Source organism: Reyranella sp. GW821-FHT14A01 (assembly GCF_058803965.1).
Genome location: NZ_JBXAPM010000011.1, coordinates 1 through 25,828, shown reverse-complemented (window position 1 = coordinate 25,828; position 25,828 = coordinate 1). Strand labels below are relative to the sequence as shown.

At 64.6% G+C, this 25,828-nt stretch carries 25 protein-coding genes; 17 read left to right on the top strand and 8 right to left on the bottom strand.

Annotation, left to right across the window (positions count from 1 at the left end):
• The first annotated feature begins 10 nt into the window (after positions 1-10).
• From AC1ROX_RS19760 to AC1ROX_RS19740, 5 genes are all read left to right on the top strand, one after another.
• A complete protein-coding gene (locus AC1ROX_RS19760) occupies positions 11-2,533 on the top strand; it encodes a cation-translocating P-type ATPase (protein ID WP_493128251.1) in 2,523 nt (840 codons plus the stop codon).
• A 257-nt stretch (positions 2,534-2,790) separates the two neighbouring features.
• Positions 2,791-3,066: a hypothetical protein gene (locus AC1ROX_RS19755; protein WP_493128249.1), complete on the top strand. Its 276-nt coding sequence runs from the start codon at positions 2,791-2,793 to the stop codon at positions 3,064-3,066.
• Positions 3,063-3,890 carry a universal stress protein gene (locus AC1ROX_RS19750; RefSeq protein WP_493128247.1) on the top strand — a complete coding sequence of 276 codons (828 nt, stop codon included), beginning with the start codon at positions 3,063-3,065 and terminating at the stop codon, positions 3,888-3,890. Before AC1ROX_RS19755 ends, AC1ROX_RS19750 begins: the two co-directional genes overlap by 4 nt.
• A 5-nt stretch (positions 3,891-3,895) precedes the next feature.
• Positions 3,896-4,612, top strand: a complete 717-nt coding sequence (locus tag AC1ROX_RS19745) for a L,D-transpeptidase family protein (protein ID WP_493128245.1) — start codon at positions 3,896-3,898, stop codon at positions 4,610-4,612.
• Positions 4,613-4,680: 68 nt separating this feature from the next.
• Positions 4,681-5,211, top strand: coding sequence for a hypothetical protein (locus AC1ROX_RS19740; protein WP_493128244.1), 531 nt, complete (start codon positions 4,681-4,683; stop codon positions 5,209-5,211).
• On the opposite strand, the gene AC1ROX_RS19735 is transcribed toward AC1ROX_RS19740, so the two are convergent.
• The gene (locus AC1ROX_RS19735) at positions 5,208-6,005 is read right to left on the bottom strand and encodes an alpha/beta fold hydrolase (RefSeq protein WP_493128243.1); all 798 of its coding nucleotides are present in this window, start codon (positions 6,003-6,005) and stop codon (positions 5,208-5,210) included. The genes AC1ROX_RS19740 and AC1ROX_RS19735 overlap by 4 nt on opposite strands.
• Before the next feature lie 42 nt (positions 6,006-6,047).
• Positions 6,048-6,359, bottom strand: a complete 312-nt coding sequence (locus tag AC1ROX_RS19730; RefSeq protein ID WP_493128242.1) for a non-heme iron oxygenase ferredoxin subunit — start codon at positions 6,357-6,359, stop codon at positions 6,048-6,050.
• Between the two features lie 206 nt (positions 6,360-6,565).
• On the opposite strand from AC1ROX_RS19730, the gene AC1ROX_RS19725 reads away from it, so the two are divergent.
• From AC1ROX_RS19725 to AC1ROX_RS19710, 4 genes are read left to right on the top strand one after another with little or no spacing between them, the layout of a single operon-like run.
• Positions 6,566-7,735 (top strand): aromatic ring-hydroxylating oxygenase subunit alpha, encoded by a 1,170-nt coding sequence (locus AC1ROX_RS19725; RefSeq protein WP_493128241.1) that lies wholly within the window; start codon positions 6,566-6,568, stop codon positions 7,733-7,735.
• Positions 7,736-7,744: 9 nt separating this feature from the next.
• A complete protein-coding gene (locus tag AC1ROX_RS19720; RefSeq protein WP_493128240.1) occupies positions 7,745-8,380 on the top strand; it encodes a flavin reductase family protein in 636 nt (211 codons plus the stop codon).
• Positions 8,381-8,403: 23 nt separating this feature from the next.
• Positions 8,404-9,441: a 2,5-dihydroxypyridine 5,6-dioxygenase NicX family protein gene (locus tag AC1ROX_RS19715; RefSeq protein ID WP_493128239.1), complete on the top strand. Its 1,038-nt coding sequence runs from the start codon at positions 8,404-8,406 to the stop codon at positions 9,439-9,441.
• 8 nt (positions 9,442-9,449) lie between these two features.
• On the top strand, positions 9,450-10,454 hold the full coding sequence (locus tag AC1ROX_RS19710; RefSeq protein WP_493128238.1) for an FAD-binding oxidoreductase: 1,005 nt from the start codon (positions 9,450-9,452) through the stop codon (positions 10,452-10,454).
• On the opposite strand, the gene AC1ROX_RS19705 is transcribed toward AC1ROX_RS19710, so the two are convergent.
• Positions 10,436-11,482, bottom strand: coding sequence for a LysR family transcriptional regulator (locus tag AC1ROX_RS19705; RefSeq protein ID WP_493128237.1), 1,047 nt, complete (start codon positions 11,480-11,482; stop codon positions 10,436-10,438). The two genes, AC1ROX_RS19710 and AC1ROX_RS19705, sit on opposite strands and share 19 nt — an antisense overlap.
• 141 nt (positions 11,483-11,623) lie before the next feature.
• Here AC1ROX_RS19705 and AC1ROX_RS19700 point away from each other — a divergent pair, with 141 nt between their 5' ends.
• The 6 genes from AC1ROX_RS19700 to AC1ROX_RS19675 all read left to right on the top strand — a co-directional run bounded on the left by AC1ROX_RS19700 (position 11,624) and on the right by AC1ROX_RS19675 (position 16,851).
• Positions 11,624-12,679 carry an ABC transporter permease gene (locus tag AC1ROX_RS19700; RefSeq protein WP_493128235.1) on the top strand — a complete coding sequence of 352 codons (1,056 nt, stop codon included), beginning with the start codon at positions 11,624-11,626 and terminating at the stop codon, positions 12,677-12,679.
• Between the two features lies 1 nt (position 12,680).
• Entirely contained in the window at positions 12,681-13,463 is a 783-nt protein-coding gene (locus AC1ROX_RS19695; protein WP_493128233.1) for an ATP-binding cassette domain-containing protein, read from the top strand.
• A 45-nt stretch (positions 13,464-13,508) separates the two neighbouring features.
• Positions 13,509-14,570: a TMAO reductase system periplasmic protein TorT gene (gene torT / locus AC1ROX_RS19690; protein WP_493128231.1), complete on the top strand. Its 1,062-nt coding sequence runs from the start codon at positions 13,509-13,511 to the stop codon at positions 14,568-14,570.
• Positions 14,571-14,741: 171 nt separating this feature from the next.
• Positions 14,742-14,978, top strand: coding sequence for an Hsp20/alpha crystallin family protein (locus tag AC1ROX_RS19685; RefSeq protein ID WP_493128229.1), 237 nt, complete (start codon positions 14,742-14,744; stop codon positions 14,976-14,978).
• Positions 14,979-15,007: 29 nt separating this feature from the next.
• On the top strand, positions 15,008-15,991 hold the full coding sequence (locus AC1ROX_RS19680; protein ID WP_493128227.1) for a zinc-dependent alcohol dehydrogenase family protein: 984 nt from the start codon (positions 15,008-15,010) through the stop codon (positions 15,989-15,991).
• A gap of 164 nt (positions 15,992-16,155) precedes the next feature.
• Positions 16,156-16,851: a CBS domain-containing protein gene (locus AC1ROX_RS19675; RefSeq protein WP_493128225.1), complete on the top strand. Its 696-nt coding sequence runs from the start codon at positions 16,156-16,158 to the stop codon at positions 16,849-16,851.
• On the opposite strand, the gene AC1ROX_RS19670 is transcribed toward AC1ROX_RS19675, so the two are convergent.
• Complete coding sequence (locus AC1ROX_RS19670; RefSeq protein ID WP_493128223.1) at positions 16,848-17,249, bottom strand: YbaY family lipoprotein; 402 nt, start codon at positions 17,247-17,249, stop codon at positions 16,848-16,850. The genes AC1ROX_RS19675 and AC1ROX_RS19670 overlap by 4 nt on opposite strands.
• Positions 17,250-17,294: 45 nt before the next feature.
• Here AC1ROX_RS19670 and AC1ROX_RS19665 point away from each other — a divergent pair, with 45 nt between their 5' ends.
• Positions 17,295-18,005, top strand: coding sequence for a molybdate ABC transporter substrate-binding protein (locus AC1ROX_RS19665; protein ID WP_493128221.1), 711 nt, complete (start codon positions 17,295-17,297; stop codon positions 18,003-18,005).
• A 44-nt stretch (positions 18,006-18,049) separates the two neighbouring features.
• Complete coding sequence (locus tag AC1ROX_RS19660; RefSeq protein ID WP_493128220.1) at positions 18,050-18,712, top strand: aspartate/glutamate racemase family protein; 663 nt, start codon at positions 18,050-18,052, stop codon at positions 18,710-18,712.
• Between the two features lie 55 nt (positions 18,713-18,767).
• Here AC1ROX_RS19660 and AC1ROX_RS19655 read toward each other — a convergent pair whose 3' ends face one another.
• The 4 genes from AC1ROX_RS19655 to AC1ROX_RS19640 all read right to left on the bottom strand — a co-directional run bounded on the left by AC1ROX_RS19655 (position 18,768) and on the right by AC1ROX_RS19640 (position 25,393).
• A complete protein-coding gene (locus tag AC1ROX_RS19655) occupies positions 18,768-19,958 on the bottom strand; it encodes an efflux RND transporter periplasmic adaptor subunit (RefSeq protein WP_493128218.1) in 1,191 nt (396 codons plus the stop codon).
• The gene (locus tag AC1ROX_RS19650) at positions 19,955-23,143 is read right to left on the bottom strand and encodes an efflux RND transporter permease subunit (protein WP_493128217.1); all 3,189 of its coding nucleotides are present in this window, start codon (positions 23,141-23,143) and stop codon (positions 19,955-19,957) included. The genes AC1ROX_RS19655 and AC1ROX_RS19650 overlap by 4 nt, the downstream gene beginning before the upstream one ends.
• A gap of 800 nt (positions 23,144-23,943) precedes the next feature.
• The gene (locus AC1ROX_RS19645) at positions 23,944-24,660 is read right to left on the bottom strand and encodes a helix-turn-helix transcriptional regulator (protein ID WP_493128215.1); all 717 of its coding nucleotides are present in this window, start codon (positions 24,658-24,660) and stop codon (positions 23,944-23,946) included.
• 517 nt (positions 24,661-25,177) lie between these two features.
• Positions 25,178-25,393 carry a hypothetical protein gene (locus AC1ROX_RS19640; protein ID WP_493128213.1) on the bottom strand — a complete coding sequence of 72 codons (216 nt, stop codon included), beginning with the start codon at positions 25,391-25,393 and terminating at the stop codon, positions 25,178-25,180.
• Between the last annotated feature and the right edge of the window lie 435 nt (positions 25,394-25,828).

The following is a 25,828-nucleotide window of genomic DNA, read 5'->3' as shown; positions in this document are numbered from 1 at the left end:
ACCTGAGATCATGACGGCGGAAACGTCGTGGCGGGCCGGCCTCTCGCAGTCGGCCGCGCAAGCGCGCTTGCGGGAAGAAGGGTTCAACGAACTTCCCACGGGTGACGGTCGCAGCGTCCTGCGCATCATCGTCGATGTGCTGCGGGAGCCGATGTTTTCGCTGCTGCTGGGCGCTGGCGTCATTTATCTGCTGCTCGGCGATCTCGGCGAGGCGATCGTTTTGCTTGCCTTCGCGACCCTGTCGGTGCTGATCACGGTGGTGCAGGAGAGCCGCAGCGAGCGCGTTCTGGCGGCGTTGCGCGATCAGGCGAGCCCTCGTGCGCTCGTGATCCGCGAGGGCCAGAGGCAGCGTATCCCCGGTCGAGAGGTGGTGCGGGGAGACACGATCGTGCTGCTCGAGGGCGACCGCATTCCCGCGGACGCCTTCTTGGTTTCCGCCAGCAGCCTCGTCGTCGACGAGTCGCTGCTTACCGGCGAATCGGTTCCCGTCAACAAGAGCGCCGGCGAGACGCCGTTCGCCATGGTGCGCCCGGGAGGCGAGAACACGCCCTTTCTCTATTCGGGCACCCTGGCCGTGCACGGCGAGGGTATTGCGGTGGTGCAGGCGACCGGGCCCAGCAGCGAACTCGGTCGCATCGGGCAATCCCTGAAGGCGATCAAGACGGAACCGCCGCGGCTTCAGGTCGAAACCCGGCGGCTTGTCCGGATTTTCGCCGCGGTTGGACTCGTTGCCAGCCTGGCGGTCGTCCTCCTGATCGGAGTCCTGCAGGGCGACTGGTTGAAGGCCGTGCTCGGCGGGATTGCGCTCGGCATGTCGCTCCTGCCGGAGGAGTTTCCCCTGGTGCTCACGGCGTTCATGGTCATGGGCGCGTGGCGCCTGTCGCGCCTGCGGGTCCTGACGCGTCGTGCCTCCGCCATCGAGATGCTGGGCGCGGCCACGGTGCTCTGCACCGACAAGACGGGCACGATGACCGAAAATCGAATGACCGTGGTCGAGGTCCGTACGTTTGCGACGGTCTGGCGGGCCGGCCAGGGCATGCCGGACTCCGAAGCCGCGACGCTGATCGAGGTCGCGCTGCTCGCGAGCTCGTCCGAGCCGTCCGATCCGATGGAGAAGGCCCTTGCCGCCCAGGTGGGCCAACTCCCGGAGGGACGGTGGCGCGATGGACAGGTCCTGCGCCGCTATGGCCTCCAGCCCACGCTCCTGGCGATGAGCAACGTTCGCCAGCGCGACGACGGCAGCCGACACGTGGCGACGAAAGGTGCCCCGGAGACGGTCGGCTCGCTCTGCCGCCTCGACGCGGCAGGGCAGGCGTGGCTGCAGCGCGCGGTCGATGACATGGCGGCCGAGGGCGTGCGCGTGCTGGGAGTCGCCCGAGCCCGGCTGCAGGACGGTCCGTTGCCGGAAACGCAGGCCGGCTTCGCGCTGGAGTTCCTCGGCCTGGTCGGTTTCGCCGACCCGTTGCGCGCGAACGTACCGGCGGCGATCCGCGAATGCCGCTCGGCGCAGGTCAGGGTCATCATGATCACCGGCGACTATCCGGCAACGGCCCGGGCAATCGCCGAGCGGGCCGGCCTCGAAGCCGGCGAAGCGATCGACGGACGCTCCCTCGAGAGCCTCGACGACGCTGCCCTTCGACAGCGCATCCGCACCACCAACGTGTTCGCCCGCATCATGCCGGAGCAGAAGCTCCGCCTCGTGCAGACGCTGAAGGCCAACGGCGAGGTCGTGGCAATGACGGGCGACGGTGTGAACGACGCCCCCGCGCTCCGGGCCGCCCATATCGGCGTGTCGATGGGAGGCCGCGGGACGGACGTCGCGCGAGAAGCGTCTTCCATCGTTCTTCTCGACGACGATTTCGGCTCGATCGTACGGACCATTCGCCTGGGACGTCGCATCTACGACAATCTCAGGAAGGCAAGCGCGTACATCGTGGCGGTCCACGTGCCCATCGCCGGCCTGGCGCTGCTGCCCCTGCTGTTCGGCTTGCCGTTCATGCTGAGCCCCGTGCACATCGCGCTCCTCGAGATGGTCATCGATCCCGTCTGCTCGATCGCGTTCGAGGCGGAGACGGAGGAGCGGGACCTGATGCAGCGGCCGCCTCGGGCCGCAGACAGCCGTTTGCTGTCGCGCCCGATGATGATGTTCAGCCTGCTGCAGGGGACCCTGGCGCTCACCGCACTCGCCGTCGTGCTGCTGGTGGGGATTCGGCGCGACATGCCGACCGACGAGTTGCGAGCCCTCATGTTCACATCTCTCGTCCTGATCAACGTCGGGCTGATCGTCGTGAACCGCTCCTTCTCGTCGTCATTGACCGTGGCCCTGCGGCGCCCGAACGTCTTTCTCTGGCTCCTTCTCTCGCTCGTCGCCGCGGTGCTGTCGGTGGCCCTCATCTGGCCGCCGGCGATGGCTCTCTTCCAGTTCGGCGCGCTGCATGTCGACGATCTTGGCGTATCGCTGGCTGCCACACTGGCTCTGGTTCTCTGTCTCGAAGCCCTGAAGCCCCGGTGGCGGCAAAGCTTGCGCAACTAGCGCGCTGCGTCGACATTCACGACGCACCTGGTGCCCGTCAATCTTGAAGCGGTATCGCTTCCGGGCCTTTGGCGTGATCGGCAACCAGGTCGCCCTGGTGGGAGGAAACTCCAGCGCGAAAGTTGTCCCATCCACCGCGCGCCGGAGGCGCGTAGCGGCCGTCTGCCCCGGGAACATCCTTGCAGCCGGCGGCGAGCAGGAAGACGAGGAGGGCGGGAGCAAGTTTCAATTTACTCTCCTCTACCTGTGGGCATTCGTTGAACGATGCCGAAGCCGGCGGCGGCACAGCCTGCGCGACTGGAGCCAAGTCCGCCATTGAGATAGGTCAAGGCACCGCGATGCAGGCGCCGGCATGGTCGCCAGTGTCCTTTAATCCGGTCGAGACCGCCATGCTCTACGCCCGCAATGCCACTCTGTCGATCTCGGTTCGCCAGCAGCTCCCGCTGCGGGCACAGGATATCTACTGGGAAGCCTTCAACGAAGCAGGGGCGCTCCATACTGGCGACGTGGGACGCGAGGAGGAGAGGCTGTGACGTACAGGACCGTCATGGTCTCGCTGTCGCCCGGTCGCGATTGCCGGGGCGTGATCGGCACGGCGTTGGGGGTTTCCCGGCGGTTCGGTTCGATACTGCTGGGCCGTGCGTTCTGCCGACCGATCCATTGCATCTGTGGCGATTATTCGGTTCCGGCGGCGCTGTTCGAGGAAGACCGCAAGCAGATCGACCGCCATCTTCGCGAGTCGGAGGCGGACTTCCGGTCGACGGTGGCAACGTATGACAAGCCCGTCGATTGGAAAGGGGAGAGCAGCACCGAGGCACTCTCGGAGCGCTTCGCGCGCGAGGCCGCGGCGGCCGACATCGTCGTCGTCGGGGTGCCGAACGCCGGCGAGCCGCCCGACGCAACACGCCAGCCCGACCTCCGCGATCTGGTGATGCAGGCGGGGCGTCCGGTATTGCTGGTTCCGGAGGCGTGCCGGACGGCGAAGTTCGACCGGATACTCGTTGCCTGGAAGGACACGCGGGAGGCCCGGCGGGCCGTCGGCGATGCATTGCCCCTCCTGGTCAAGGCCCGGAACGTTCTTGTAGCCGGCATCTTCTCGCCCGACGACGAGACCGCGTCGCGGGAGGGTGTGGCGCGCGTGTCGGGCTGGCTCGCCCGTCACGGCATCGCTGCGGAACAGAAGGTGGTCGCAGCCGAAATGGCGAATGCCTCCCAGCTTACGGGCCTGGCGCGGGAATACGGCGCCGACCTGATCGTTGCTGGTGCGTACGGCCACAACCGCCAGGGGCGCTGGACGCTTGGCGGGATCACCAGCGAGCTCCTCTCGGGTAGTCGATGCGTTCTTCTTTCACAATAGTCGGGTTGATCGCCGTCCTGCTGCTCTCGATTGCGGGCTGCACCGTCGACAGTTACGCACCGTCTCCGGCAGAGCCGACGCCGCCGGTCCCCGCCTTTGCTGTGGCCCTGCAGGGGATTGGCATCGAAGTGCCTCCCCGCGGCAAGCTGGTCGTCGTCAACATTCCTTCATTTGAGTTGGTCGCGTTGCAGGATAGAAAGCCCATCCTGCGGAGTCGCGTCATCGTCGGGCGCCCGTCCACTCCGACGCCCGAGCTGGCGACGGCGATCTGGGCTGTCACGTTCAACCCGTCCTGGACGCCTACGCCGGCCATGGTGCGCTGGGAGGGCGCGCGCTACGTCCCTCCAGGTCCGCAAAATCCGCTGGGTCGCATCCTGTTCGAACTCGACAACGACCAGCTGATCTTCCTGCACGACACCAACGATCGAAGGTACTTCGACCGGCCGGTCCGCGCGTTCAGCCATGGCTGCGTTCGGGTCGAGCAGGCCCGCGCCCTGGCTGCCTGGGCCCTGGGCGTCTCGGAAGCCGAAATCGATCGGTCGATCGCGCGCAGCGGTAAGCACCAGGAGCTTTTGGCGGCGAGCATCCCCGTGGCCCTGGTGTATCGCACCCGGTTTCCGGACGAAGACGGCCGTCTTGTCGATTATCCCGACCTATATCGGCTGCAATCCACTGCTGCGTCGGCCGGCGACTCACCGGGAGCATGCACCGGGCCTCTGTGACTTGGGATGGGCAGAGGCGTTTGCGATATTCATCGAGCGACTGCTCGGTTGCCGAGCCGGAGGAGGCCATGCCCGATTCAAAGATCATCGACATCCGGATCAGCGATATCCGGCAGCTTTTCAACTCCCTCGACCCGTCTCCCTTTCATGAAAGGGATCTCGACCGTGATGCCGAGGAATTCATCGTGGGATGGGCGGACGAGTTCCCGCTTTCCAGCCCGCTGGAACTCGTGATCCGCGTTCCACGGGAGCAGCTCGACCTGGCGCGGCAATCGAACATCCCGCAGGCGATCCAGAATTACTTTTCGTATCGTGCGGTGGCGAGCACGAGGCGCATCCGGTTCCAGCTTCGCGAGGGTCGCTTCGCCCTCGCGATGGGCCTGGCCTTCCTGGCGATCTGCATCCTGCTGCGCCAGCTCGCCGGTTCGATCACGCCGGCGCCGATAAGGCAGGTCTTCCAGGAAGGGCTGCTGATACTGGGGTGGGTGGCGATGTGGCGCCCGTTGCAGATCTTCCTCTACGACTGGTGGCCGGTCCGTCACCGCGGCCGGCTCTATCGGAAGCTGGCCACGATGAAGGTGAGCATCCTCGCCGCCTAGGCAGGGACGCCGGGTCGCGCCTCGACCGACTGCAGAAAGCGCAGGAGCAGGCTTGCGACGAGATCCGGCGCCTCGACGAGGACCGAATGCCGGAGGGCGGGGAGAATGACGAGTTCGGACCGGGGTAGCGCCGCGGCGATCTTCTCGTTCAGGGCGGGACTACAGCCCGGGTCGAACTCCCCGGTCGCCACCAGGGTCGGCGCGGCAATCTCGTGCAGCCGGGGGCCCATGTCCGTGGTGGCGAACACCTTGTAGGTCTCGCGGTAGACCCGCTGATCGGCGTTCAGCATCTGCTGCTTTCTCACCTCGACAACGTCGGGATGGTCGCGCCTGAATTCATCGGTGAACCAGCGGCCGAGCATCGTCTCGAGGATGCCGGGCATACCCTCGGCATAGAGTTTCTCGACGAACTTCGCGCCGTTCGCCTTCGCCTCGGGACTGCGGAACGCGGCGGTGCAGATCAGGGCAAGCGACTTGACCCGTTCCGGATAAGCGCGCGCATACGTCGGCACGATCATACCGCCCAGCGAATGGCCGATGAAATGCGCCTGCTCGATGCCGAGTTCCGCCCGCAACGCCTCCAGATCGGCGGCGAACTCGTCGAGGCCGAGCGGCGCCGTCGCGCCCTCCGAGGCGCCATGTCCGCGCAGATCGTAAGAGATGCAGCGGAAGTGCGGCGCGAGCCCGGCGATGACGCCGTCCCACACCTGGCGACGGGCGCCGACGCCGTGCGTCAGGAATACAGCGGGACCTTCCCCGGTAATCTGATAGTCGACGCGAACCGGCTGAACCATGGAAAGACCTTTCTCGGGAAATCGCAGCGTGCGGCGTGAGCGTCAGCCCAAAGCAATGAAGATGTCAGTGCCCTCGACCCTTACCGGAAAGGTTCTCAACGGCACTTCGGGCGGCCCTTCGACGACGGCGCCGGTGCGGATGTCGAAGAACGCCTGGTGAAGCGGGCACTCCACGCATCCCTTGTCGACGTATCCCTCCGAGAGGAACGCGAACTGGTGGGTGCATATGTTGGCCGTGGCGAAGTAGCCGTCCTCGAGACGGAAGATGGCGATCTCCTCTCCGGCCACCTCGACGCCGATCACGTCCTTGTCGGCCAGCGCGCTCGTCTCCGCCGCCTTGAGCCAGTTGGTCATCCACCCTCGCATCAACCAGTATGATATCGATATGATTTATATCGATACCTTCGATGTATATTCGGAAGATAGACCACTCCGGCCGGCCGGCCGTCAATTGCGTTCGTCGTCCTTCATCAACTCAAACGATATTGATATAGATTGTATCGATTTGAGCGGAGAAGGTGGCGGCGGCATGCTTGGCGAAGTAGCAAGAGGGCCAAGTAATGGACAGCACAAGCAAGACAGTCGGCGCGGTCGAGAACTCCTACGCCAAGACCTTTCTGCCCATTACGCAGGCCGCTCATCCGACCGGTGAGATGTATCACGATCCCGCCGTGCTCGAGCGCGAAAAGCAGGTGATCTTCGGCGAGGACTGGCTGTGTATCGGCCGCGCCGAAGAGATTGCAAATCCGGGCGACTACAAGACCTTCCGCCTCGTCGAGCAGCCGGTCCTCCTGTGCCGCACGTCCGACGGCAGGATCGCCGCCTACTCGAATACCTGCCTTCATCGCGGCGTGGAAATCGCCAGCGGTGCGGGCAACACGAAGGAATTCACCTGCCCATATCACGGCTGGCTCTACAATCTCGACGGTCAGCTGATCGGCGCGCCCTACATGCGCGATTCGGAGGGTTTCGATCGCAAGAACTGCAAGCTGCCGGAACTGCCGTGCGAGACATTCCAGGGCTGGGTTTTCGTCTCGCTGAACAAGACGCCCGAGAAGTTCGAGACCTTCATCGCCGAGTTCGCCGAGAAGTTCGGCTATATCGACATGGAGCCGATGCGGCTCGGCATCCAGCGCGACATTCCGCTCAACTGCAACTGGAAGCTGATGGTCGAGAACTTCATCGACTTCTATCACATCGGCGTGCTGCACAAGGACACGATCGGTCGCTACATGAAGACGACCGACGTGCCCTACGAGACGCGCAAACGCGGCCAGGTCTTCATCAACGAGTATGACGCGGGCTCGCACACCAAGTCGGGCGAGGTCTTCGTCGAGCCGATTCCGGCGTTGAAGGACAAGCCGCCGCGCTTCTCCCAGGCCGGCGTCATCACGCCCAACGTGAACTTCTTCGTGCGGCCCGACTACGTGATGCTCTATTCGTCCTGGCCGGTCGATGCCAACACGATGATCATGAAGCAGTTCATCGTCTTCCCGAAGCATATCGTCGAGGCGCCGAACTTCCCCGAGGTGAAGAGCCAGTTCCTCGAGATGAGCGACAAGATTCTCGGCGAGGACTTCGCCATGGTGGAATCGCTGCAGAACGCGTCACGGGCCAGGCATTTCGTTCCTGGCCGCATGAGCCGGCTCGAGAAGGGCGTGCAGCACTTCATCCTGCACAATCTCGACCGGATCTACGGCCCACGCCAGATGGCCGCCGCGGCCGAGTAGGGCTGGGCGATGTTCTACGAATGCGCCCGCAACGACCATGGGCTGCCGCACAATCCGCTGAAGCAATGTATCGTTCCGCGCCCGATCGGCTGGGTGTCGACGATCGACGGCAAGGGCCGGGTGAACCTGGCGCCGTTCAGCTTCTTCAATCTCGTGAGCGAGAATCCGCCCCTGGTGATCTATTGCCCGGTCGGCGCGCACTCGGAAGGGGGCGAGAAGGATTCGCTGCGCGCGGTGCGCGACGTCGGTGAGTTCGTGATCAACGTCGCGACCTGGGGCCTGCGCGAGGCGTTGAACGTCTCCTCCGCGCCTGCAGGGCGCGACATCGATGAGTTCGACCTGGCGGGGCTGACCAAGGAGCCGTCGCAGCTGGTGCGGCCACCGCGCGTGAAGGAATCGCCGCTCCACCTGGAATGCCGTCTGGTCAAGGTGATCTCGATGCCGGGTTCGTTCGGTGGCGTCGACAACTGCATGGTGCTGGGCGAAGTGCTCGGTGTCCACATAAGCGATCACCTCCTGCAGGACGGCCTCCTGAAGATCGACCGGCTCGAGCCGATCGCCCGTCTTGGCTACCAGGAATACGCCGTGGTGCGCGAGACGTTCACCATGCCGAGACCCACGCGCCTCACCGTCGAGAGCACCTGAGCTCGCAAGCCAAGGGAGTGCCCATGTTCACGTCGAAGCGGCTGCTGCGTGCGGCAGACAATCTGGTCAACAAGCACTTCGCTGTAGGCAATGGCGAGACCGTGCTCATCACCGCCGACGCGGCGACCGAGGGCAAGCTGATCCAGGCCGTCGTCGACACGGTCATTCAGGCCGGGGCCAAGCCCCTCGTGGCGGTGGCGCCGCAACTGCCGTTCCAGGGCGGGCTTGCCGACCCCTATGTCTCCGACGCGCTCAAGGCCGCGGTGATCGCCTGCGACGTCTGGTTCGACTTCTGCTTTCCCTACCATGCGGGCTCCGGTGCCCATTCAGCGGCGATGGACGCCAATCGCTGCCGCTATGCGCTGCTGGCGCTTGCCGAGGCGGACAGTTTCGAGCGCCTCTACGGCTGCGTCGATTTCCCGGCGATGATGGACTTCAACGTGGCCCTGGCGGAATTCTTCGCCGAGGCGGCGGGCCAGCAGGTGCGCTTCACCTGTCCCAAGGGCACAGACGTGACCCTCACGCTCGACAAGCTGAAAATGATCCGTCAGCGCGTCTGCCAGAGTCCGGGCATGAACACCGTGCCCGGTACGCAGAGCTTCTATCCGGTGATGGATAGCGTGAAGGGCAAGATCGTCATTCAGGCCCTGTTCGACGAATATTATCGGACTCTGCGCGAGCCCATTACCATCGAGGTCGACGGCAAGATCAAGGGCTTCACGGGCGGCGGCACCGAGGACCGGCCGAGCTTCGGGCGCGCCCTGCGCCGTGCGGGCGGCAAGGGCGACTTCGGCTACTTCGTTCATTTCACCCTGGGCTTCCACCCCGGCACGATGCTCACCCAGCGGCAGTTCATCGAAGACATCCGCGTCCCCGGCTCGAATGCGATCGGCATGGGTTTGCCCTGGTGGGAGCCGGGCGGCGGCGAGAACCATCCCGACGGGATCGTCCTCGACCAGTCGCTCTGGGTGGGCGACGTGCAGCTCGTGAAGGATGGCGACTTCGTGGGGCCGGGCCGGCTCGCGAAGCTGCACGAAGCCCTGTCGCGGCGGCTGGACTAGGACACCGCGTGGCCTACCGCATCCACGAGGAGCGGCTCGGCGCCGGCTTCGACTGCGCGTCCGATGACGCGCTTCTGCGGGCGGGCCTGCGGGCCGGCCTGCCGCTCGCGTACGAATGCAATGCCGGCGGCTGCGGCAGTTGCAAGTTCGAGCTGCTCGACGGCGAGGTCGTCGACGCCTGGCCAGCGGCGCCCGGCCTGTCGGAGCGCGATCGCGGCCGCCGTCGCTATCTGGCATGTCAGTCTCGCCCGGCCTCGGATTGCAGCATCAAGATGATCGGTCGCGGCGACGCCTCGGACGCGCCGCTACCCGAGCGGGTGAGCGCCACTCTCGAAGCGATCGAGGATCTCACCCACGACATGCGTGAGTTCCGCTTTCGCACCGGCCGGCCCGCGAACTTCCTGCCCGGACAGTATGCGTTGCTGTCGCTACCCGGCCTGGGGTCGATGCGCGCCTATTCGATGTCGAATGTCGCCAACGACGCCGGCGAGTGGCACTTCATCATCCGGCGCGTTCGCGACGGTGCTGCAACGTCGCTGTTGTTCGACCTTCGCCCGGGCGCCCGTGTCGCGCTGGACGGACCCTACGGCCGCGCCTATCTGCGGACTGCCGCAGCGCGCCACGTCGTGTGCATTGCCGGCGGTTCCGGCCTGTCGCCGATGATCGGCATTGCGCGAGGGCTCGACCGGCTGGGCCCGCAGCATGGTGGCAGCTTCGACTTCTTCTATGGCGGCAGATCCGCCGACGATATCTGCGGCGAGATGATGTTGCGGGACCTCCCGCGGCTCGGCGGCCGGCTGCGCTTCCATCCCATCGTCTCGAACGAGGATTCTCGATGGGTGGGCCGCACGGGGATGGTGCACGAGCTGGTGGCCGACCTGCCGGACGAGACCTTCCGCCATGCCGACTTCTATCTGGCGGGCCCCCCGCCGATGGCGGAGGCGGTCGTGTCGCTGCTGGCCCGGGGCCGGTCCGTGCCGGCGGATCGGATTCACTACGACCGGTTTTTCTGACCCTGCCGCGCACGTGGCGCCGCCGGCGATGCAAAGGACAGCCCGAGCGCCTGCGGATAGGTCCGTTCCTTCAGCGGCCGGGCCTCCACCAGCTCGTGGATGACATCGATCAGCGACTGCTCGACCCGGCTGGGCCGAACGCGGGGATTGGTGATCATGAAGATGTCGACCGGCATCATCGGCTTGTAGGGCGGCAGTCGCCAGAGCAGCCCGTCCTTCTCGTCGCGCGCCGCGATGTGGATAGGAATGACCCCGATGCCGATGCCGGCGACGATCATGCGCCGGACCTCCTCCATGTGATTGGAAACCGCAACGGCGGGCTCGGCGAGCTGCATTTCGGCGTGGGCATCGGCGATCGTTTGCAGCGTGTAGGAGATCGTGGTCGGCCGGTAGTAGCTGACGGACGCCTCGTTGCGCAGTTCGGCGGGCGTGACGTCACGGCGGCCGAACAGCCGGTGGGTCGGTCCGCAATAGAAAGCGCAGTGTTCGCGGAACAGGTGGAAGCATTCGAACTGGTCGGGCGTCTGATAGAGCGGCGTGATGGCGAAGTGGATCGTGCTCGCCGCCATCGCCTTCATGATGTCCGGGCTGGACATGACCGTCGTGAGGAACGTCGCCTTCGGATGCCGCCGATGGAACTCGGCAAAGGCCTGGTTGAGCAGGGGGCTGGTCATGTGGCTGGCCATCGCCAGATGCACGGTGCCGGTAAGTTCCCCGCTGAGATCGGCGATGAGCAGCGAGATGCGGTCGATGCCGTTGGCGATCTCGCGGGCCTCGCGATAGAGGACCTCGCCGGCCGGTGTAAGTGCGAAGTTCGTCGGACCGCGCGTGGCCAGCTTGCAGTCGAGCCGTTCCTCGAGTTTCTTGAGCGCTGCACTTACCGCAGGCTGGCCGCGGCCCAGCACGTCGGCGGCACGCGAGAGGCTCTGCTGCTCGGCGACCACGACGAACATGTGCAGCAGATTCCAGTTTATTTTCCGGGCGAGCCCCTCGATGGGGCGGGTCTGGTGCGCGGGTTGCTTCGACATGGAATTCCTGCGGATGGCTGTACCTCAATATCAAAATTATTGTTTTCTTCATTGAAAATATCAATTTGCGTCATGCAGCCCGTCTGTAGGCTAATCGTGAAAAGATCAAGGGGATGGCCATGGTAAATCGTAGAAAAGACGATGTCTGAGCGCATCGTCGTGGAGCAGAAACTCCTGCCCGATCTGCTGGGACGTCTTTCCGGCCTCGCGCGCAGGATCTTCCTGGCAGGTGGCATCCTGCCGATCGTCCTCGTCATCGCCATCGTGGGCTTCGCCATCGCCGAGCCGCGGTTCCTCACCTACAACAACCTCTTCAACGTTGCCCGGGCCTCGAGCTTCCTGGTGGTCGTCAGCATCGGCCAGATGCTCACCCTGCTGGTGCGCGGCATCGACATGTCGATCGGCTCGACCGAGGCGCTGGTCAGCGTCTGCGTCGCGCTGGCGATGGCCACCGTGATGGGTACCGTGCTGGCCGGCGATCCCAACGCGCCGTGGCTCGCGATCGCCGCCGGCATCGGCGCGGGGATGGCCATCGGCGCGGCGGTCGGTGCGATCAACGGTGTCGGCATCGCCGTCTTCAACGTCAACCCGTTCATCATGACCGTGGGCATGCTGTCGATTCTGTCGGGCATTGCGCTGACGGTCAGCGGCGGCATGCCGATGTACGGCATGCCCAAGCAGTTCGGCGAGGTCTTCGCCTATGCCGCCCCACTCGGCATCCCGGCGCCCGTGTGGGTCGCGGGCGGCGTCTTCCTGATCATGTACTACATCCTCAACTGGACGCCGTTCGGCCGCCGCATCTACGCGCTCGGCGGCAACATCGTGGCGAGCCGTCTCGCGGGCATCAGCACGCGGCTCCACATGGTGATGGCCTATGTCATGTGCTCGGTCATCGTGTCGATCGGCGGCATACTGCTGACCGCCCGCGTCGGCACGGGCGAGGCGACGCTTGCCGCCACGCATGTGCTCGAATCGATCACGGCAGTCGTCATCGCCGGCGTGTCTTTCTTCGGCGGCATAGGTCGGGTCGGCAACGTGGTGCTGGGTGCGTTCTTCGTCACGCTCGTCACCAACGGCATGAACCTCCTGCGAGTACCGAGCTACCAGCAGCTCATCGTGCTGGGTGTCCTGCTCATCCTCGCGGTGGTGGTCGACCAGGTGCGCATCAAGATGATGCAGCAGGTGAGGGCGGAATAGCATGGACCAGATCCTCGCGCCCTCGCGCCCCGCGGCGGGCACCGCATCGCTCCTCAAGGCCTCCGGCATCGTGAAGTCGTTCGGTGGCAACCGCGCCCTGAACGGCGTCTCGCTGGAGGTTCGCGAGAACGAGATCATGGCGCTGGTCGGTGACAACGGCGCCGGCAAGTCCACGCTGGTGAAGATCCTCTCCGGCGCCGAAGTGCCGGACGAAGGCACCATTCATGTGAGCGGACATCTGGCCGATATCCAGAACCCGCACGATGCGCATGACCTGGGCATCGCCACGCTGCATCAGAATCTTGGGCTGGTCGATTGCTTCGACGTCCCGCAGAACGTGTTCCTCGGCCGCGAACTGTCGACCAGGGTCCTGGGCGTGCTGCCGCTGCTGCGGCGCGCCGAGATGGTCGAGCGTACCAAGGCATTGCTGCGCGAGCTCGACATCCGCATGCCGTATCTCGACCGCCCGGTCAGCACCATGTCCGGCGGCCAGCGTCAGGCCGTGGCCATCAGTCGGCTGTTGCTCGGCGACATCAAGCTGATCATCATGGACGAGCCGATGGCGGCGCTGGGCGTGCACGAGGGCCAGAAGGTGCTCGACCTCATCCAGCGCCTGTCCCAGCGCGGCATCTCGTTCCTCATCGTCAGCCACAACATGGAGCATGTCATGAGCATCTCCAATCGCGTGGCCGTTCTCAAAAACGGAAATCTGGTCGGCGTGGTGCCGACGGAGGGGACGACCCGCCAGGACATCACGTCGATGATCATCCATGGCCGGGTCTAGGGGAGCCAATATCCCGGGTCGGGATATAGCAGTGGGAGCCGTGTCATGAGGAAGATCTCTGCAATCGCGTTTTCGGCAGTGCTGGCCATGCAGGCGGGCGCGGCTTTCGCGGCCGACGACTGGACCGCCGACCTGATGGTCGACGAGAAGAACCCGACGGCCGTCTACAAGCCGCTGCCGGTCGGCGCACTGACCAAGCCGTGGCGCCTGTGCGTTGCCTTTCCCCACATGAAGGATGCCTACTACGTCGCCAAGGACTACGGCGTGATGATCGAGGCCAAGCGCCAGAACGTCTCGGCGACCATCATGGCGGCCAGCAGCTACGACGACGTTGCGGGCCAGATCCAGCAGATCGAGGATTGCGTCGCCGCCGGCGGCAACGCCGTGCTGGTCAACGCCGTCTCCAAGTCGGGCCTGAACGGCATGATCGAGGAGCTTGCCCGCAAGGGCGTCCCGGTGCTCGATCTCGGCAACGGTGTGACCAGTGATAAGATCGCGGCTGCGGCGCTCGCCCAGTACTATTACGCAGGCGCGACTGCCGGTAAGTACCTGGCCCAAACCTTTCCCGCCGGCTCCGGCAAGAAGAAGATGGTCTGGCTCGCCGGCCCGGCCGGCTCGCAATGGGTCGAGGATGCGGTGAAGGGCATGAAGGAGGCGATCGCCGGTTCCGATGTGGACCTGGTGAAGGTCATCTACGGCGACACCGGCAAGGCCACGCAGATGAAGCTGATCGAGGACGCCCTGCAGACCTATCCCGATCTCACGATCATCGGCGGCGTCGCCCCGGCGATCGAAGGCGCGATGGAGATCGTCAAGGAGAGGGGCCTCAAGGACAAGAAGCTGATCGCCTTCTACTCGACGCCGCCGATCGAGCAGGCCGTGCGCGACGGCATCGTCATGGCGACCGTGAACGACAACAACCTGCTCGGCTCGCGGATCAGTGTCGACCAGGCGCTGCGTCTCCTCGAAGGCAAGCTCGAGGTCAAGGTGGCGAGTCGCAAGTTCAGCATCATCGACGGCAAGAACGTGAATACGTATGACCGGACGACCCTGCTCGCGCCGGACGGTTTCAAGCCGGTGTTCAAGATCGACGCGGTGAAGAAGTAGCCATCCGCACCTCCCGACGTACCTGAAGCATCGGAAGGGTCGCATTTGCGGCCCTTTCTTGTTTGTTTGGGGTGGAGGGCGGGAGCGCGCACTTTGATCTCGATCAAGTCGCGATGGCCTCCAGGCCGGTACAAGGGATTGGCAACTCCAGCAATCCGGAAGGAGGTTATCATGAGCGAAGCAAGGTCTCTCACGACTCCGCGTAACGGACTGCCGTTCGGCGGTGATTTCAAGATGCATTACACGGAGCGCAGCTACGGCTCCTTCACGTGCGCTTTTACGCTGCCGGCGGATGCCGACCGCGACGGAATCACGGCCAGGTTCGCCAAGGGCATCCTGGAGCTGAAGATCGCCAAGACCGCGAACCCGCCCGCACAGGTCAAGCAGGTCGCCATCAAGGCGGCCTGAGATCCTCGGGTCCGGAAGGGGCGCATCCCTTGAAGGCAATGGTCCTCCATTCCCAGGGTGGGCCGCTTCTGCTCGAGGAGAGGCCCAACCCCAGGCCCGGCCCGGGCGATCTGCTGATCAGGATTGAAGCCTGCGGTGTTTGCCGGACCGATTTGCATATCCTCGACGGCGAGTTTCCCGGAATCAGACATCCGCTCGTGCCGGGGCACGAGATCGTTGGCATCGTCGAAGCAGTGGGTGAGGGTGTCGCGGCCGGGCGATTGGGCACCCGCGTCGGTGTGCCGTGGCTCGGAGGGACATGTGGACATTGTCCCTACTGCGGGTGGGCCAGGGAGAATCTGTGCGATCGGCCGGTCTTTACCGGCCTCACGAGAGACGGCGGCTTCGCGACCCATGTCGTGGCCAGTGCGGATTTCTCGTTTCCGCTGATTGGCTTCGACGATCCGGTCGCGACCGCGCCGCTGCTCTGCGCCGGATTGATCGGGTGGAGATCGCTCAAGCTCTGCGGAGATGCGCGTCGCATCGGCTTGTACGGATTTGGTGCGGCCGCCCACATCATTGCGCAGGTGTGCAGATGGCAGGGGCGGGCGGTCCATGCGTTCACCCGGCCCGGGGACGGGGCGGCGCAGGAACGTGCACGCTCCTTGGGCGCGATCTGGGCGGGCGGGTCCGACGAGGTCCCGCCGAACCTGCTCGACGCCGCCATCCTGTTCGCGCCGGTGGGCGAACTCGTGCCGGCGGCGCTGAAAGCCGTGCGAAAGGGTGGGCGCGTGGTGTGCGGGGGCATCCACATGAGCGACATACCGGGCTTTCCCTATAGCCTGCTCTGGGAAGAGCGACAGATTCTTTCCGTCGCCAATCTCACCCGACAGGACGCCAGGGGGTTTCTTGCGATGGCACCGCTGGTCCCGGTGAAGACGACAACAACGGTCTATAAGCTCTCTGCTGCCAATGAAGCGATCGCCGATCTGCGCGCAGGGGTTTTCCAGGGCGCCGCGGTTCTGGTGCCCTGATCGACGTTCGGTGAACGCCGCCTTTCGCCGAGTGCGTCGGCGAGCAATACCCTCCTGGTCGTGGCCGAAGTGCTGGCAGATCTCGGCGTTTGACATGGCGCAATGCGTCTCCTCACGCGCGACATCACTATCCTCCTGCAACATCAGAGAGAGGAGGTTGGATCATGCAAGCCAAGGACGTCATGACCACAAAGATCGTCTGCGTGAACATCAAGGACTCGGTGTTCGATGCTGCCGAATTCCTGCTCGGTGCTGGCGTCAGCGCCACGCCGGTCGTCAATGACCAGGGCAACGTTCTAGGGATTGTGAGCGAGGCCGATCTCATCCATCGCGCCGAGATCGGTGCGGCGCCCCGCAAGACTTGGCTGGCGCGGCTTCTGGAGAGTGAGGCCAGTTCCGCCCGGGATTTCGTCGCCTCGCACGCGCGAAAGGTCGCCGACGTGATGACGCGCGAAGTCGTCACGGCTAGCGACGAAGCAACGCTTGCCGAGCTGGTCGAACTGATCGAGAAGCACGGCGTCAAGAGGATCCCGATCGTGCGGGAAGACAGGCTGGTGGGCATCGTCAGCCGCGCCAACCTGCTCGAGGCGTTGTTGTCGCGCGAGCCGGATTGCACTGCGGGCAAGCCCGACGACAACAAGCTCCGCCAGGCGGTGGCCGATGCGCTTGAGAAGCAGCCCTGGAAGTCCAGGTGGCCGACCAACGTCATGGCCAGCGACGGTGTGATTCATTTGTGGGGATTCGTCGAGGGCGAGGAGGTCCGTAAGGCCTATCGCGTGGCGGCCGAGAACGTGCCCGGCGTGAAGCGCGTCAAGAGCCACCTGCGTTCGATACCTGCCTCGGTCGGCATGGGCGTCTAGAGCCCGAGGCCAGGGCCGGGACGATCACTGGCTTGTCGCTCCCGGCCTGACGAGTGTGAGTTCGACCGGGAGGTGAGAGCGAGCTTCCGGTCCTTGAGCAGGAATCCGTCGGGCAGACGCAGGGCAAAGGGAATTGGGACCTGCCAGCCGCTGCGCACCATCTGCTCCGTGAGCAGTTCACCATCCGTTGAACGGGCGACGGCGCGCAGCTGAAGCTGTAACTCCACGCCACTTGGCAGTACCGTCTTCTCCCCCAGCGTGACCGATCCCGCAATGACCGTCGCCGGCGGCATTGTATCGCCCAGCTTGGGCATAAGGTGGCTGGCATGGAACATCAGAGCCTGTCCGTCGGCGGAGACCGGCTCCTGATCAACTTTTAACACCGTCCACGGCTGCATCGCGCTATATATTGGCGGTGTCTGTCGTGCGGGGAGTGAAATCCAGTGGCATCACCGTCGTCTATTGCCGTCATGAGCGGTCTTGCCCTTGAGGTGGCCGTCAATCGCTGGCTGAAACCGGCCTTCGAGGCCGCATCGCCCTATCGCCTGGAGATCGACTGGCGTCCGACCACGGCCATCATGAAATCGATCGCTGAAGGGCAGCGTGCCGACGTTGTCATCGCCATCGACGGTTCCATGGACAAGCTCTGCGCCGACCGCATCGTGTGTCCCGAGACCCGCGTCTGTCTCGCCGACTCGATCCTGGGCGTCGGCGTCCGCGAGGGCGCGCCGAAACCCGACGTTTCGACGGTCGAGGCGTTCAAGCGGACGCTGGTCGGTGCGAGGGCGGTGGCCTACTCCCGGGCGGGTGCGAGTGGCATCTACTTCACCGGGCTGGTCGAGCGGTTGGGTATCGCCGCAGAGGTCCTGGCGCGCGCCGTCGCGATCCCGATGGGCTTCACCGGCGAGAAGGTCGCCAGCGGCGAGGCCGACATCGCGATCCAGCAGGTGAGCGAACTGATGTCGGTCCCCGGCGTCGCCGTCGCCGGTCCGTTTCCCCCGGAGGTCCAGACCGTCTCCACCTTCGATGCCGCCATCTTTGCCGATGCCGCGAACGCCGAAGGTGCCGCCGCGCTGATGGCGCTGCTTGCCTCGCCCGCTGCGGCGAAGGCCTATGGCGACGGTGGTCTGGTATCCCGCCTATCGCATTCCTGATCGCCGCATTCCTGAAAACGCTCTCCTTTCGAAAGACCGGTCGCATGTCGAAGAAGTCCCGCGTCGTCCTCCTGCATGGGACGCCCGTCGCCGTGGAACCCATCCAGCGCGCGTTCGCCACGCGTTGGCCCGAGGCCGAGATCGTCGACCTGCTCGACGCCTCGCTGTCGATTGATCGCGCCAAGGACCATGACCTGACGCCGCGCATGTTCGAGCGCTTCGTCGAGCTCGGCAGCTACGCGCATCGCATCGGGGCCGAGGCGATCCTCGTCACCTGCTCGGCGTTCGGGCCGGCGATCGAGCGCATGGCGCAGGAACTGCCGGTGCCCGTGCTGAAGCCCAACGAAGCGATGTTCCGGGAGGCGATTGGCCGCGGACAGCGGATCGGGATGCTCGCGACCTTCGCGCCGTCGGTGCTGACCATGACGGAGGAGTTCGAGCAGTTCGTCGGCGAGGCGGGTGCCAAGGCGACGCTCGAGACGATCGTCGTCGAGGGGGCGATGGATGCGTTGCGCAAGGGCGACGCCGACCGGCACAACGCGCTGATCGCCGCGCGCGCGCCCGAGCTCGCGCATTGCGACGCCATCATGCTTGCGCACTTCTCGACGTCGCGTGCGCTGGCGGCCGTCACCGCCGCGGTCAAGACACCGGTGCTCACCGCGCCCGATGCCGCGGTCGACCGCATCAGGGCCGCCATCGGGGGCTGACGCCGGGCATCGCCCGGACGCCGCCGGCAACGCGGCGTCATCGCTCACATACTGTCTATTGGGCCGGTGTCCGCGGTGTCGGGCCGGAAGCGACGTTCACGCGATCGCCGTCCCGGATGTCCACTGCGGGATTGAGAATCACCTGGGCGCCCGCTTCCACGCCATCGCGCACTTCGATTTCCGTTCCGAGGTCGCGGAAGACCGTGATCTGACGCAGGTGCGCACTGCCGTTCTCAACCACCGCGACTTGCTGGCCGTTCTGGTTGAAGATGAGCGCGCCGGCAGGGATCAGGAGCGCCGGCCGCGTGCGGGGAACCTGAAGCTCGGCCATACAGTAGGTTCCGGGCTGCAGCGCACCGTCCGGGTTGGCGATGTCGATTTCGGTGAGCAGCGTCCGGGTTCCGGGCTGCAGGGCATCGGCGATGCGCGTCACCGTTCCGGCAAAGTGGCGTCCCGGCAGTTCGGGCACCGTGACGACGGCCTTGATGCCCGGCCGGACACCGACGACGGCGTCCTGCGGCACGAAGACCTGGATTCGCATCACGCTGCTCTGCTGGATGGTGAACATGAATGTGCTGTTCACGGCATCCGCCTGCACCAGGCTGCCGATATCGATGTTACGTTGGGTCACGATGCCGTCGAACGGTGAGACGACCCGCTGGTAGGCCTTTTCCTGCTGCAGCACGTTCAACTGCGCCTGCTGCGCGGTCACGTTCGCCTGGGCGACGTCGACCGCGGCCTCGGCCGCCTTCAGCGTCTGCACGTCGATCGTGCCTCGCTGCTGCGGTAGCCAGCCATCCTTCACCAGCGGATGGTCGCGGTCCCAGGTGACGCGCGCGAGTTCCTGATTGGCTTCGGCCTGATGCTGGGCCGCCTGGAGTTGAACGAGCATCGCCTCCGCCTGGGCTATCTGGTGGTCGAGTTCGGGGGCGACGATGGTCGCGAGCAGATCGCCGGCCTTCACGTGATCGCCGATATCGACGTTGCGCCGCTCGATGTATCCGCTGGCGCGAGCAAAGACATTTGCCGCGGCGAAGGCGGTCGTGGTGGCGGGAAGCCGCACCGACCTTGCGTCGCCGACAGCGTGCACCTCGGCTACCCGGACGGTCGGTGCGGCCAAGAGCCGGCGTTCGACGGCGGCCTTGGCCTCGCCGCTGCGCTCGTGCAACTGCCAGGCGCCGACTCCAATGGCAGATGTCAGCAGGGAGAAGAGGGTCACGGCCAGAAGCGCAGGCGTGGTGGTCATGGCAATTGCTCCTTGAAGACGCCACCGCCGGCGTTGGCCCCGGCGCGCAGCCAGGCGAACAGGCAGGGCACGATCAGCAGTGTGGTCGGGGTGGCGAACAGCAGGCCGCCGATCACGGCACGGGCCAGCGCCGCGTTCTGCTCCTCGCCGGCACCGCCGATCGCCATCGGGATCATGCCGACAATCATCGCGGCGGCGGTCATCAGGACGGGCCGGATTCTCGTGTGGCCGGCGGCGACGGCGGCGGTGCGTGCGTCGAGGCCGGCGGTTCGCTGTTCGCGGGCAAACGTGACGAGCAGGATCGAGTTCGCCGAGGCGACGCCCACCGCCATGATCGCGCCCATCATGGAGGGGACGCTCAGCGAGGTGCCGGTGGCGAACAACATGACGACGATGCCGCACAGTGTCGCCGGCAGGGCGAGCACCACCACGAACGGGTCGCCGAAATTCTGGTAGTTCACTACCATCAGCAGGTAGACGAGCACCGCCGCGAACAGCAGCCCGATGCCGAGATTGCGGAAGGCGAGATCCATGCTCTGGATCTGGCCGACGATCTCGATCCTGTTGCCCGGCGCCATCTGCTTGTCGAGGTCGGAGACGGCAGCGCGGATATCGTCGGCGACGCGCCCGAGGTCGCGGCCCTGGACGCCGGCATAAACCTCGTAGACCGGCTGGATATTCGTCTGGTTGGCGTTCGTCGCCACGCTCTGGCGCGTGAGGGTCGCGACGTTGCTGAGCAGACCCGGCACCGGCACGCCGCTGATCGCGGAATCCTTCGTGAGCGCCGTCGACACGGGCGTGTTGCCGAGATCGTTGAGCGAGGCGACCTGCGCTTCCGGGGTCTGGACCGCGATGTAGTAGGGAATGCCGGACGACGGGTCGGTCCAGAAGTTCGGCGACACCTGTTCGGAAGAACTCAGGCTGACATTGATGTTGCTGGCGATGGCGCTGGCATTCAGCCCAAGTTCCGCGGCACGCGCGCGGTCGATGCGGGCCAGGAAGGACGGCGCATCGGTCTCCTGCTGAAGGTGCACGTCGACGACACCATTGATCGCGGACAGCCGCTTCTGGATCTCGCGTGCAACGCGGAGATTGTTCGTATGATCGTAGCCGACCGTGCGGACGTTGATCTGCGCCGGCAATCCGAAGTTCAGGATCTGCGTGACCATGTCGGCCGGCTGGAAATAGAAGATCGCCTCGGGAAAAGCGGCGGGCAGTTCCCGCCGCAGCCGGCTCACATATTCCTCCGTCGGTGCATGTCCTTCCTTCAGGGCGACCTGCACGGTGCCGTCGTTCACGCCGATGGTCGATCCGTCGCTGAAAGCCAGGTTATAGGGTCGTGCCGGCAGCCCGATATTGTCGACGATCAGGTCGAGGTCCCGGGCAGGGATGATCTCTCGAATCTTGTTCTCGACCGCCTGGAAGAGCCCTTCCGTCGCCTCGATGCGCATGCCGGCGGGCCCTCGCACGTGGAGCTGCAGGCGGCCGGCGTCGACCACCGGGAAGAAATCGCGGCCGACCATGGTGAAGGTGGCGGCTCCGGAGAGGAGCACCAGGGTCGTGACGACGAGGACGGCGAACCGGTGGCCGATCAGCTCTTCGAGGAATGCGGTGTAGCGGTGACGCAGCCGCTCGAAGCCGGCATCGAAAGCGCCGTGAATCCGGCCGAAGACGCCGATTGCCTCGCCCGGCAGGGGCCGGTGCTCGCCCTTGAGCAGCAGGCCGATGGTGATCGGCGTCAGGGTTCGCGACAGGGCGTAGGAGGCCAGCATGGCGAACACCACGGCAAGGCCGAGCGGCGTGAACAGGAACTTGGCGGGGCCATCGAGGAACAGGACGGCGGCGAACACGCAGCTGATCGCGAGTGTCGAAACGAGCGTGGGGATCGCGATGCCGGCCGCTCCGTGCAGCGTCGCAAGCGGCAAGGCCATCCGCTCTTCGGTCAGCAGGCGGTGGGTGTTCTCGATGGTGACGGTGGAATCGTCGACCAGGATGCCGATCGCCAGCGCCAGCCCGCCCAGGGTCAGCGTGTTGATCGTCTCGCCGAGGAAGTATAGCGACACGAGCGAGGCGAGGATCGAGAGCGGGATCGAGATCATCACGACGAGAGTCGATCGCCAGGAGCCCAGGAACAGCAGGATCATCGCGGCGGTAAGTGCCGCGGCGATGGCGCCTTCACGGAGCACGGCGAACAGCGCGTCGCGCACGAACACCGACTGGTCGAACAGCTCGTGGATCTCCATGCCCGGCGGCGCGGACGCGCGAATCGTGACGAGCGCTTCCTTGACGCGGTTGACCACATCCAGCGTCGATGCATTGCCGTTCTTGATGATGCTCAGCAGGACCGAATGCTTGCCGTCCTGGCGCACGATGTTCTGCTGCACCAGCCAGCCGTCATGAACCTGGCCGACGTCCTTCACGAACACGGTCGCACCGTTCACGACCTTCACCGGGATGTCGTTCAGCTCGTCGATCGTCGAGGGCATCCCGTTGGTGCGGACGAGGTACTGGGTGTCACCGATCTTCGCGGTACCGGACGGCAGGGTGAGGTTCTGCGCATTGACGGCAGTCACGACGTCGAGCGGCGTCAGCCCCCGTGCCACGAGCTTCGCTGGATCGATGTCGACCATGATCTGGCGGTACTTGCCGCCGGCCGGTGTCGGCAGGGTCAGGCCCGGAATGGGAGCGAGCTGCTGACGCACGCGGTAGATGCCGTAGTCGTAGAGCTGCTGCTCGTTCAAGGTGTCGGAGCTGAGAGCGATCTGCAGGACCGGCACGCTCGAGGCATTGAACTGCACGACGACGGGTGGCTGGATGCCGGGCGGCATCAAAGCGCGAATTGCGTTGGTCGCCGCGACGATCTGCGAGATGGCGAGGTCGAGATTGACGTCCTGCTGGAAGTACACCTTCTGCACGGACAGCCCGGTGAGCGTCTGTGCTTCGATGTTGCGTATGCCGTTCACATTGGCGCTGATGGCGTACTGGCTGTAGGTCGTGACCCGCTGCTCCATCTCGGGCGTGCTGAGACCGGAATAGCTCCAGATCACCGTGACAACCGGAATGCGGATCTCGGGGAAGATGTCGGTCCGCATCGAATACGCCGCGATACCGCCCAGGAAGACGATCAGCGTCGCCACGACGTAGAACGTGTAGGGAAAACGCAGTGCGAACCGGACGATATTCATGGTTCTTCGTGGTGGCGATCAGAGGGGTTGCGATGCGAACCGCCGGACAGGTGGCAAGCGTCGATCGGTGAGCGGCGGGAGAGCATCGCGCGGTCCTTTTCGGGATCGGGATATCGATGCCATGAGGCGCCACCTGCTGCTGAATTGGTATCCATACAAGCAGTTGGCGACCCTATACTAAGGTATGGAGGGATCGTCCCCGTGGTTCGACGGGCAGGCACACGAAGCAGGCGGCGTGAGAATTGGCCCGGCAGATCGTGTGGACGAAGGTCTCGTGACAATTGAGGCCGCGATCATTCGTGCTGAGCAGGCGGAAGAAAGCTGGATACAGCCGGAGCTGATGCGGACCAAAGGTGAGATATTTCGCCGAAGGGAAGGCCAAACAAGGATCTGGAAGCCGACGCGTGCTTCAGGGATGCGATCAAGGTGGCCCGTGGTCAGGGTGCCTTGTTTGGGGAGTTACGCGCCTCGATTGGCCTCGCTGAATTGCAGCGCGATACAGGTCGTCATGCGGAAGCGCCGGAACTCTTGCAGTCGGCTGTAGTCGGAACTATCTGGCAGTTCCAAGAATCCTCCCCTCGTTGCGTGCTGCCCTTTTCCCTGGAGGAGGACGATATGAATGAAGCCAAGAACATCGTCGTCATCGTCGGCAGCCTGCGAAGCGGATCATACAGTCGCAAGCTTGCTGGAGCTTCGATCGAGCGCCCTGCATCGCTCGCCTGTCGAATCACCGAGATCGCGGACTTCCCGCATTACAATGAGGATATTGACCGATCTCCTCCGGGACTTGCCCGGTGCGATCACGCGGCCGCGCCATATCCCTTTTCAAGCGCCCAAATAGCGGCCTGGGTCCGGTTGGTTACCTGTGCTTTCCGCAAAATCGACTTCATGTGGACTTTGATCGTCGCTTCGCTAATTCCGCATAGCCGGGCGATGATCTTATTCGAATGCCCCCTCGTCAGCCCCTTGAGGACCTCCTCCTCGCGATGCGACAGGCCACAGGAGATCCGCCGCGGAGCCGTGCGCACGTCCGTATCGTCGGCAAGCGCTGGAATAATCTGAACCAGGCCGGGAGCGTCCGGCTCCTGACGGGCCATCGAGCAGGTTGACGCCCCTCGTTCGGGCTTGAGCATCAGAATCCTGAAGTCCTCGGCGACGATCCTCTCGCACGCATCGACCAGGACTTCCTTGGATGCAAATAAAGGAATGCATCCGTCGATCTCCGACGCCAACAGCTTGAGGGAGTCGGCCGACGACGGCCTCTCGTGGAGGTGAACGATCTTTGCACCTTGCCAATGCTTCCGGAGGCTATTCGCGGCACTGCTGGCCTCCTCGGCCGACAGTGAGCCAAGGATGACGAGCGCGGGTGCGGCCGCCGCACCCATGACTTTGGACGTGTCGGCAATGGAGCTGATACTACCGATCACTTGATAACCTTGGCTCGTCATCAGCGAAGCCAGCGCTTCGCGCACCAGGAAACGCGGCTCGATTACTACAACCGTTACTTGCTGTGCCATGATATGCCCCCAAAGACTTCCCGCAATCAACCTACGGCGTAATTAACTTCGCTCAATTTACATAAGTTAATTTGGGTCGAGATTGTTGAACGCTCGGTGCAGGAGCTGGAGATCCATCGGAAGCAGGTGAGGGGAGGGCGTTGAGCCGAACGCCATCTCCACCGCGCTACTATTCTCGGGTTGACGGCTTCTCAGGGATGCAACTGCGTCGTGAAAAAGAGGATGGCGGATGCTACGGCAATCACAAAGCCGCACCCTGAAATCAGCGCGATGAGGTCCTCGTCCATGGGATGAGGCTGGGCCACGCTCCCTGCTGAGGCCAGCCGATTCGCGCCTTCGCTTCAACTATGAAGTGGTATATGCGTCTCAAGTGATTCAACGCCAACAGGGTGCCCGGCTTCGCTCGGCGCGATTGAGCGAGCTGATCTGAATGGCCTCAATGAAGGTCAGAAGACCGGCTGCGAGGTGCTAAGGGAGGGCTGCGCTACTCCCGGTCCCGCAAACCTCTTCGGTGTGTTCAATGCACCTGGGGACTTTCGCCGGAGAGCTCGTGGTTCCGGAGCGCTTGCTGGCGAAATTCCAGGACATCGTACATCTGTCTCAACAAGTTCTCGGCATCGTCGGTAGGCAACCCGCCCGCCCGTAACCGGCTGATCAGCGCACGCTGGTCACCGATCAGCCGCTCCTGCTGCGTCACTTGCCACCTGACGATCCTCAACCGTGTCTCTGGCATTGATCATCTCCTCCTGACGGGAGCGGCCTCGCGCCGAGATAGGGAGAGCTCGGGCGAGGCCTGACCGATCGCGGGTGGGATCCTGGAGCGAGCGGCTGTCTTGACGATAAGCCAACGCCACCCGCCCGCAATGGAACGGCAGGAGTGTCGTGGGTTGATTGCGAGGTAGTACTTTCGTCGTGAAACGAGCAGCGGTGTCGTTGCAACCCTTGCCGGCATGCATCCGCCAGGCACCCGCTGTGCGGGCGTTTTTCTGCCCCCGCCTCTGACGGCGGGGGCAAGGGATCTATTGTCGACTTGGCCAACGGCCGGCTAGCGGCCGTGACGGCAAATCATATGATGAAGAAGTCCGAATGGGTCAGGTCGAGATGAGGACTCAATTGGGCGAACTGCGTCGGGGGGGGGGGGGGGGGGGGGGGGGGGGGGGGGGGAGGG

Bases quoted from the DNA above. Each gene is read 5' to 3' on its own strand.
- AC1ROX_RS19760 (WP_493128251.1), top strand. From the start codon at position 11: ATGACGGCGGAAACGTCGTGGCGGGCCGGCCTCTCGCAGTCGGCCGCG.
- AC1ROX_RS19740 (WP_493128244.1), top strand. From the start codon at position 4,681: ATGCCCGATTCAAAGATCATCGACATCCGGATCAGCGATATCCGGCAG.
- AC1ROX_RS19735 (WP_493128243.1), bottom strand. From the start codon at position 6,005: ATGGTTCAGCCGGTTCGCGTCGACTATCAGATTACCGGGGAAGGTCCC.
- AC1ROX_RS19730 (WP_493128242.1), bottom strand. From the start codon at position 6,359: ATGACCAACTGGCTCAAGGCGGCGGAGACGAGCGCGCTGGCCGACAAG.
- AC1ROX_RS19725 (WP_493128241.1), top strand. From the start codon at position 6,566: ATGGACAGCACAAGCAAGACAGTCGGCGCGGTCGAGAACTCCTACGCC.
- AC1ROX_RS19720 (WP_493128240.1), top strand. From the start codon at position 7,745: ATGTTCTACGAATGCGCCCGCAACGACCATGGGCTGCCGCACAATCCG.
- AC1ROX_RS19715 (WP_493128239.1), top strand. From the start codon at position 8,404: ATGTTCACGTCGAAGCGGCTGCTGCGTGCGGCAGACAATCTGGTCAAC.
- AC1ROX_RS19705 (WP_493128237.1), bottom strand. From the start codon at position 11,482: ATGTCGAAGCAACCCGCGCACCAGACCCGCCCCATCGAGGGGCTCGCC.
- AC1ROX_RS19700 (WP_493128235.1), top strand. From the start codon at position 11,624: ATGTCTGAGCGCATCGTCGTGGAGCAGAAACTCCTGCCCGATCTGCTG.
- AC1ROX_RS19695 (WP_493128233.1), top strand. From the start codon at position 12,681: ATGGACCAGATCCTCGCGCCCTCGCGCCCCGCGGCGGGCACCGCATCG.
- torT (WP_493128231.1), top strand. From the start codon at position 13,509: ATGAGGAAGATCTCTGCAATCGCGTTTTCGGCAGTGCTGGCCATGCAG.
- AC1ROX_RS19685 (WP_493128229.1), top strand. From the start codon at position 14,742: ATGAGCGAAGCAAGGTCTCTCACGACTCCGCGTAACGGACTGCCGTTC.
- AC1ROX_RS19675 (WP_493128225.1), top strand. From the start codon at position 16,156: ATGCAAGCCAAGGACGTCATGACCACAAAGATCGTCTGCGTGAACATC.
- AC1ROX_RS19670 (WP_493128223.1), bottom strand. From the start codon at position 17,249: ATGCAGCCGTGGACGGTGTTAAAAGTTGATCAGGAGCCGGTCTCCGCC.
- AC1ROX_RS19660 (WP_493128220.1), top strand. From the start codon at position 18,050: ATGTCGAAGAAGTCCCGCGTCGTCCTCCTGCATGGGACGCCCGTCGCC.
- AC1ROX_RS19655 (WP_493128218.1), bottom strand. From the start codon at position 19,958: ATGACCACCACGCCTGCGCTTCTGGCCGTGACCCTCTTCTCCCTGCTG.
- AC1ROX_RS19650 (WP_493128217.1), bottom strand. From the start codon at position 23,143: ATGAATATCGTCCGGTTCGCACTGCGTTTTCCCTACACGTTCTACGTC.
- AC1ROX_RS19645 (WP_493128215.1), bottom strand. From the start codon at position 24,660: ATGGCACAGCAAGTAACGGTTGTAGTAATCGAGCCGCGTTTCCTGGTG.
- AC1ROX_RS19640 (WP_493128213.1), bottom strand. From the start codon at position 25,393: ATGCCAGAGACACGGTTGAGGATCGTCAGGTGGCAAGTGACGCAGCAG.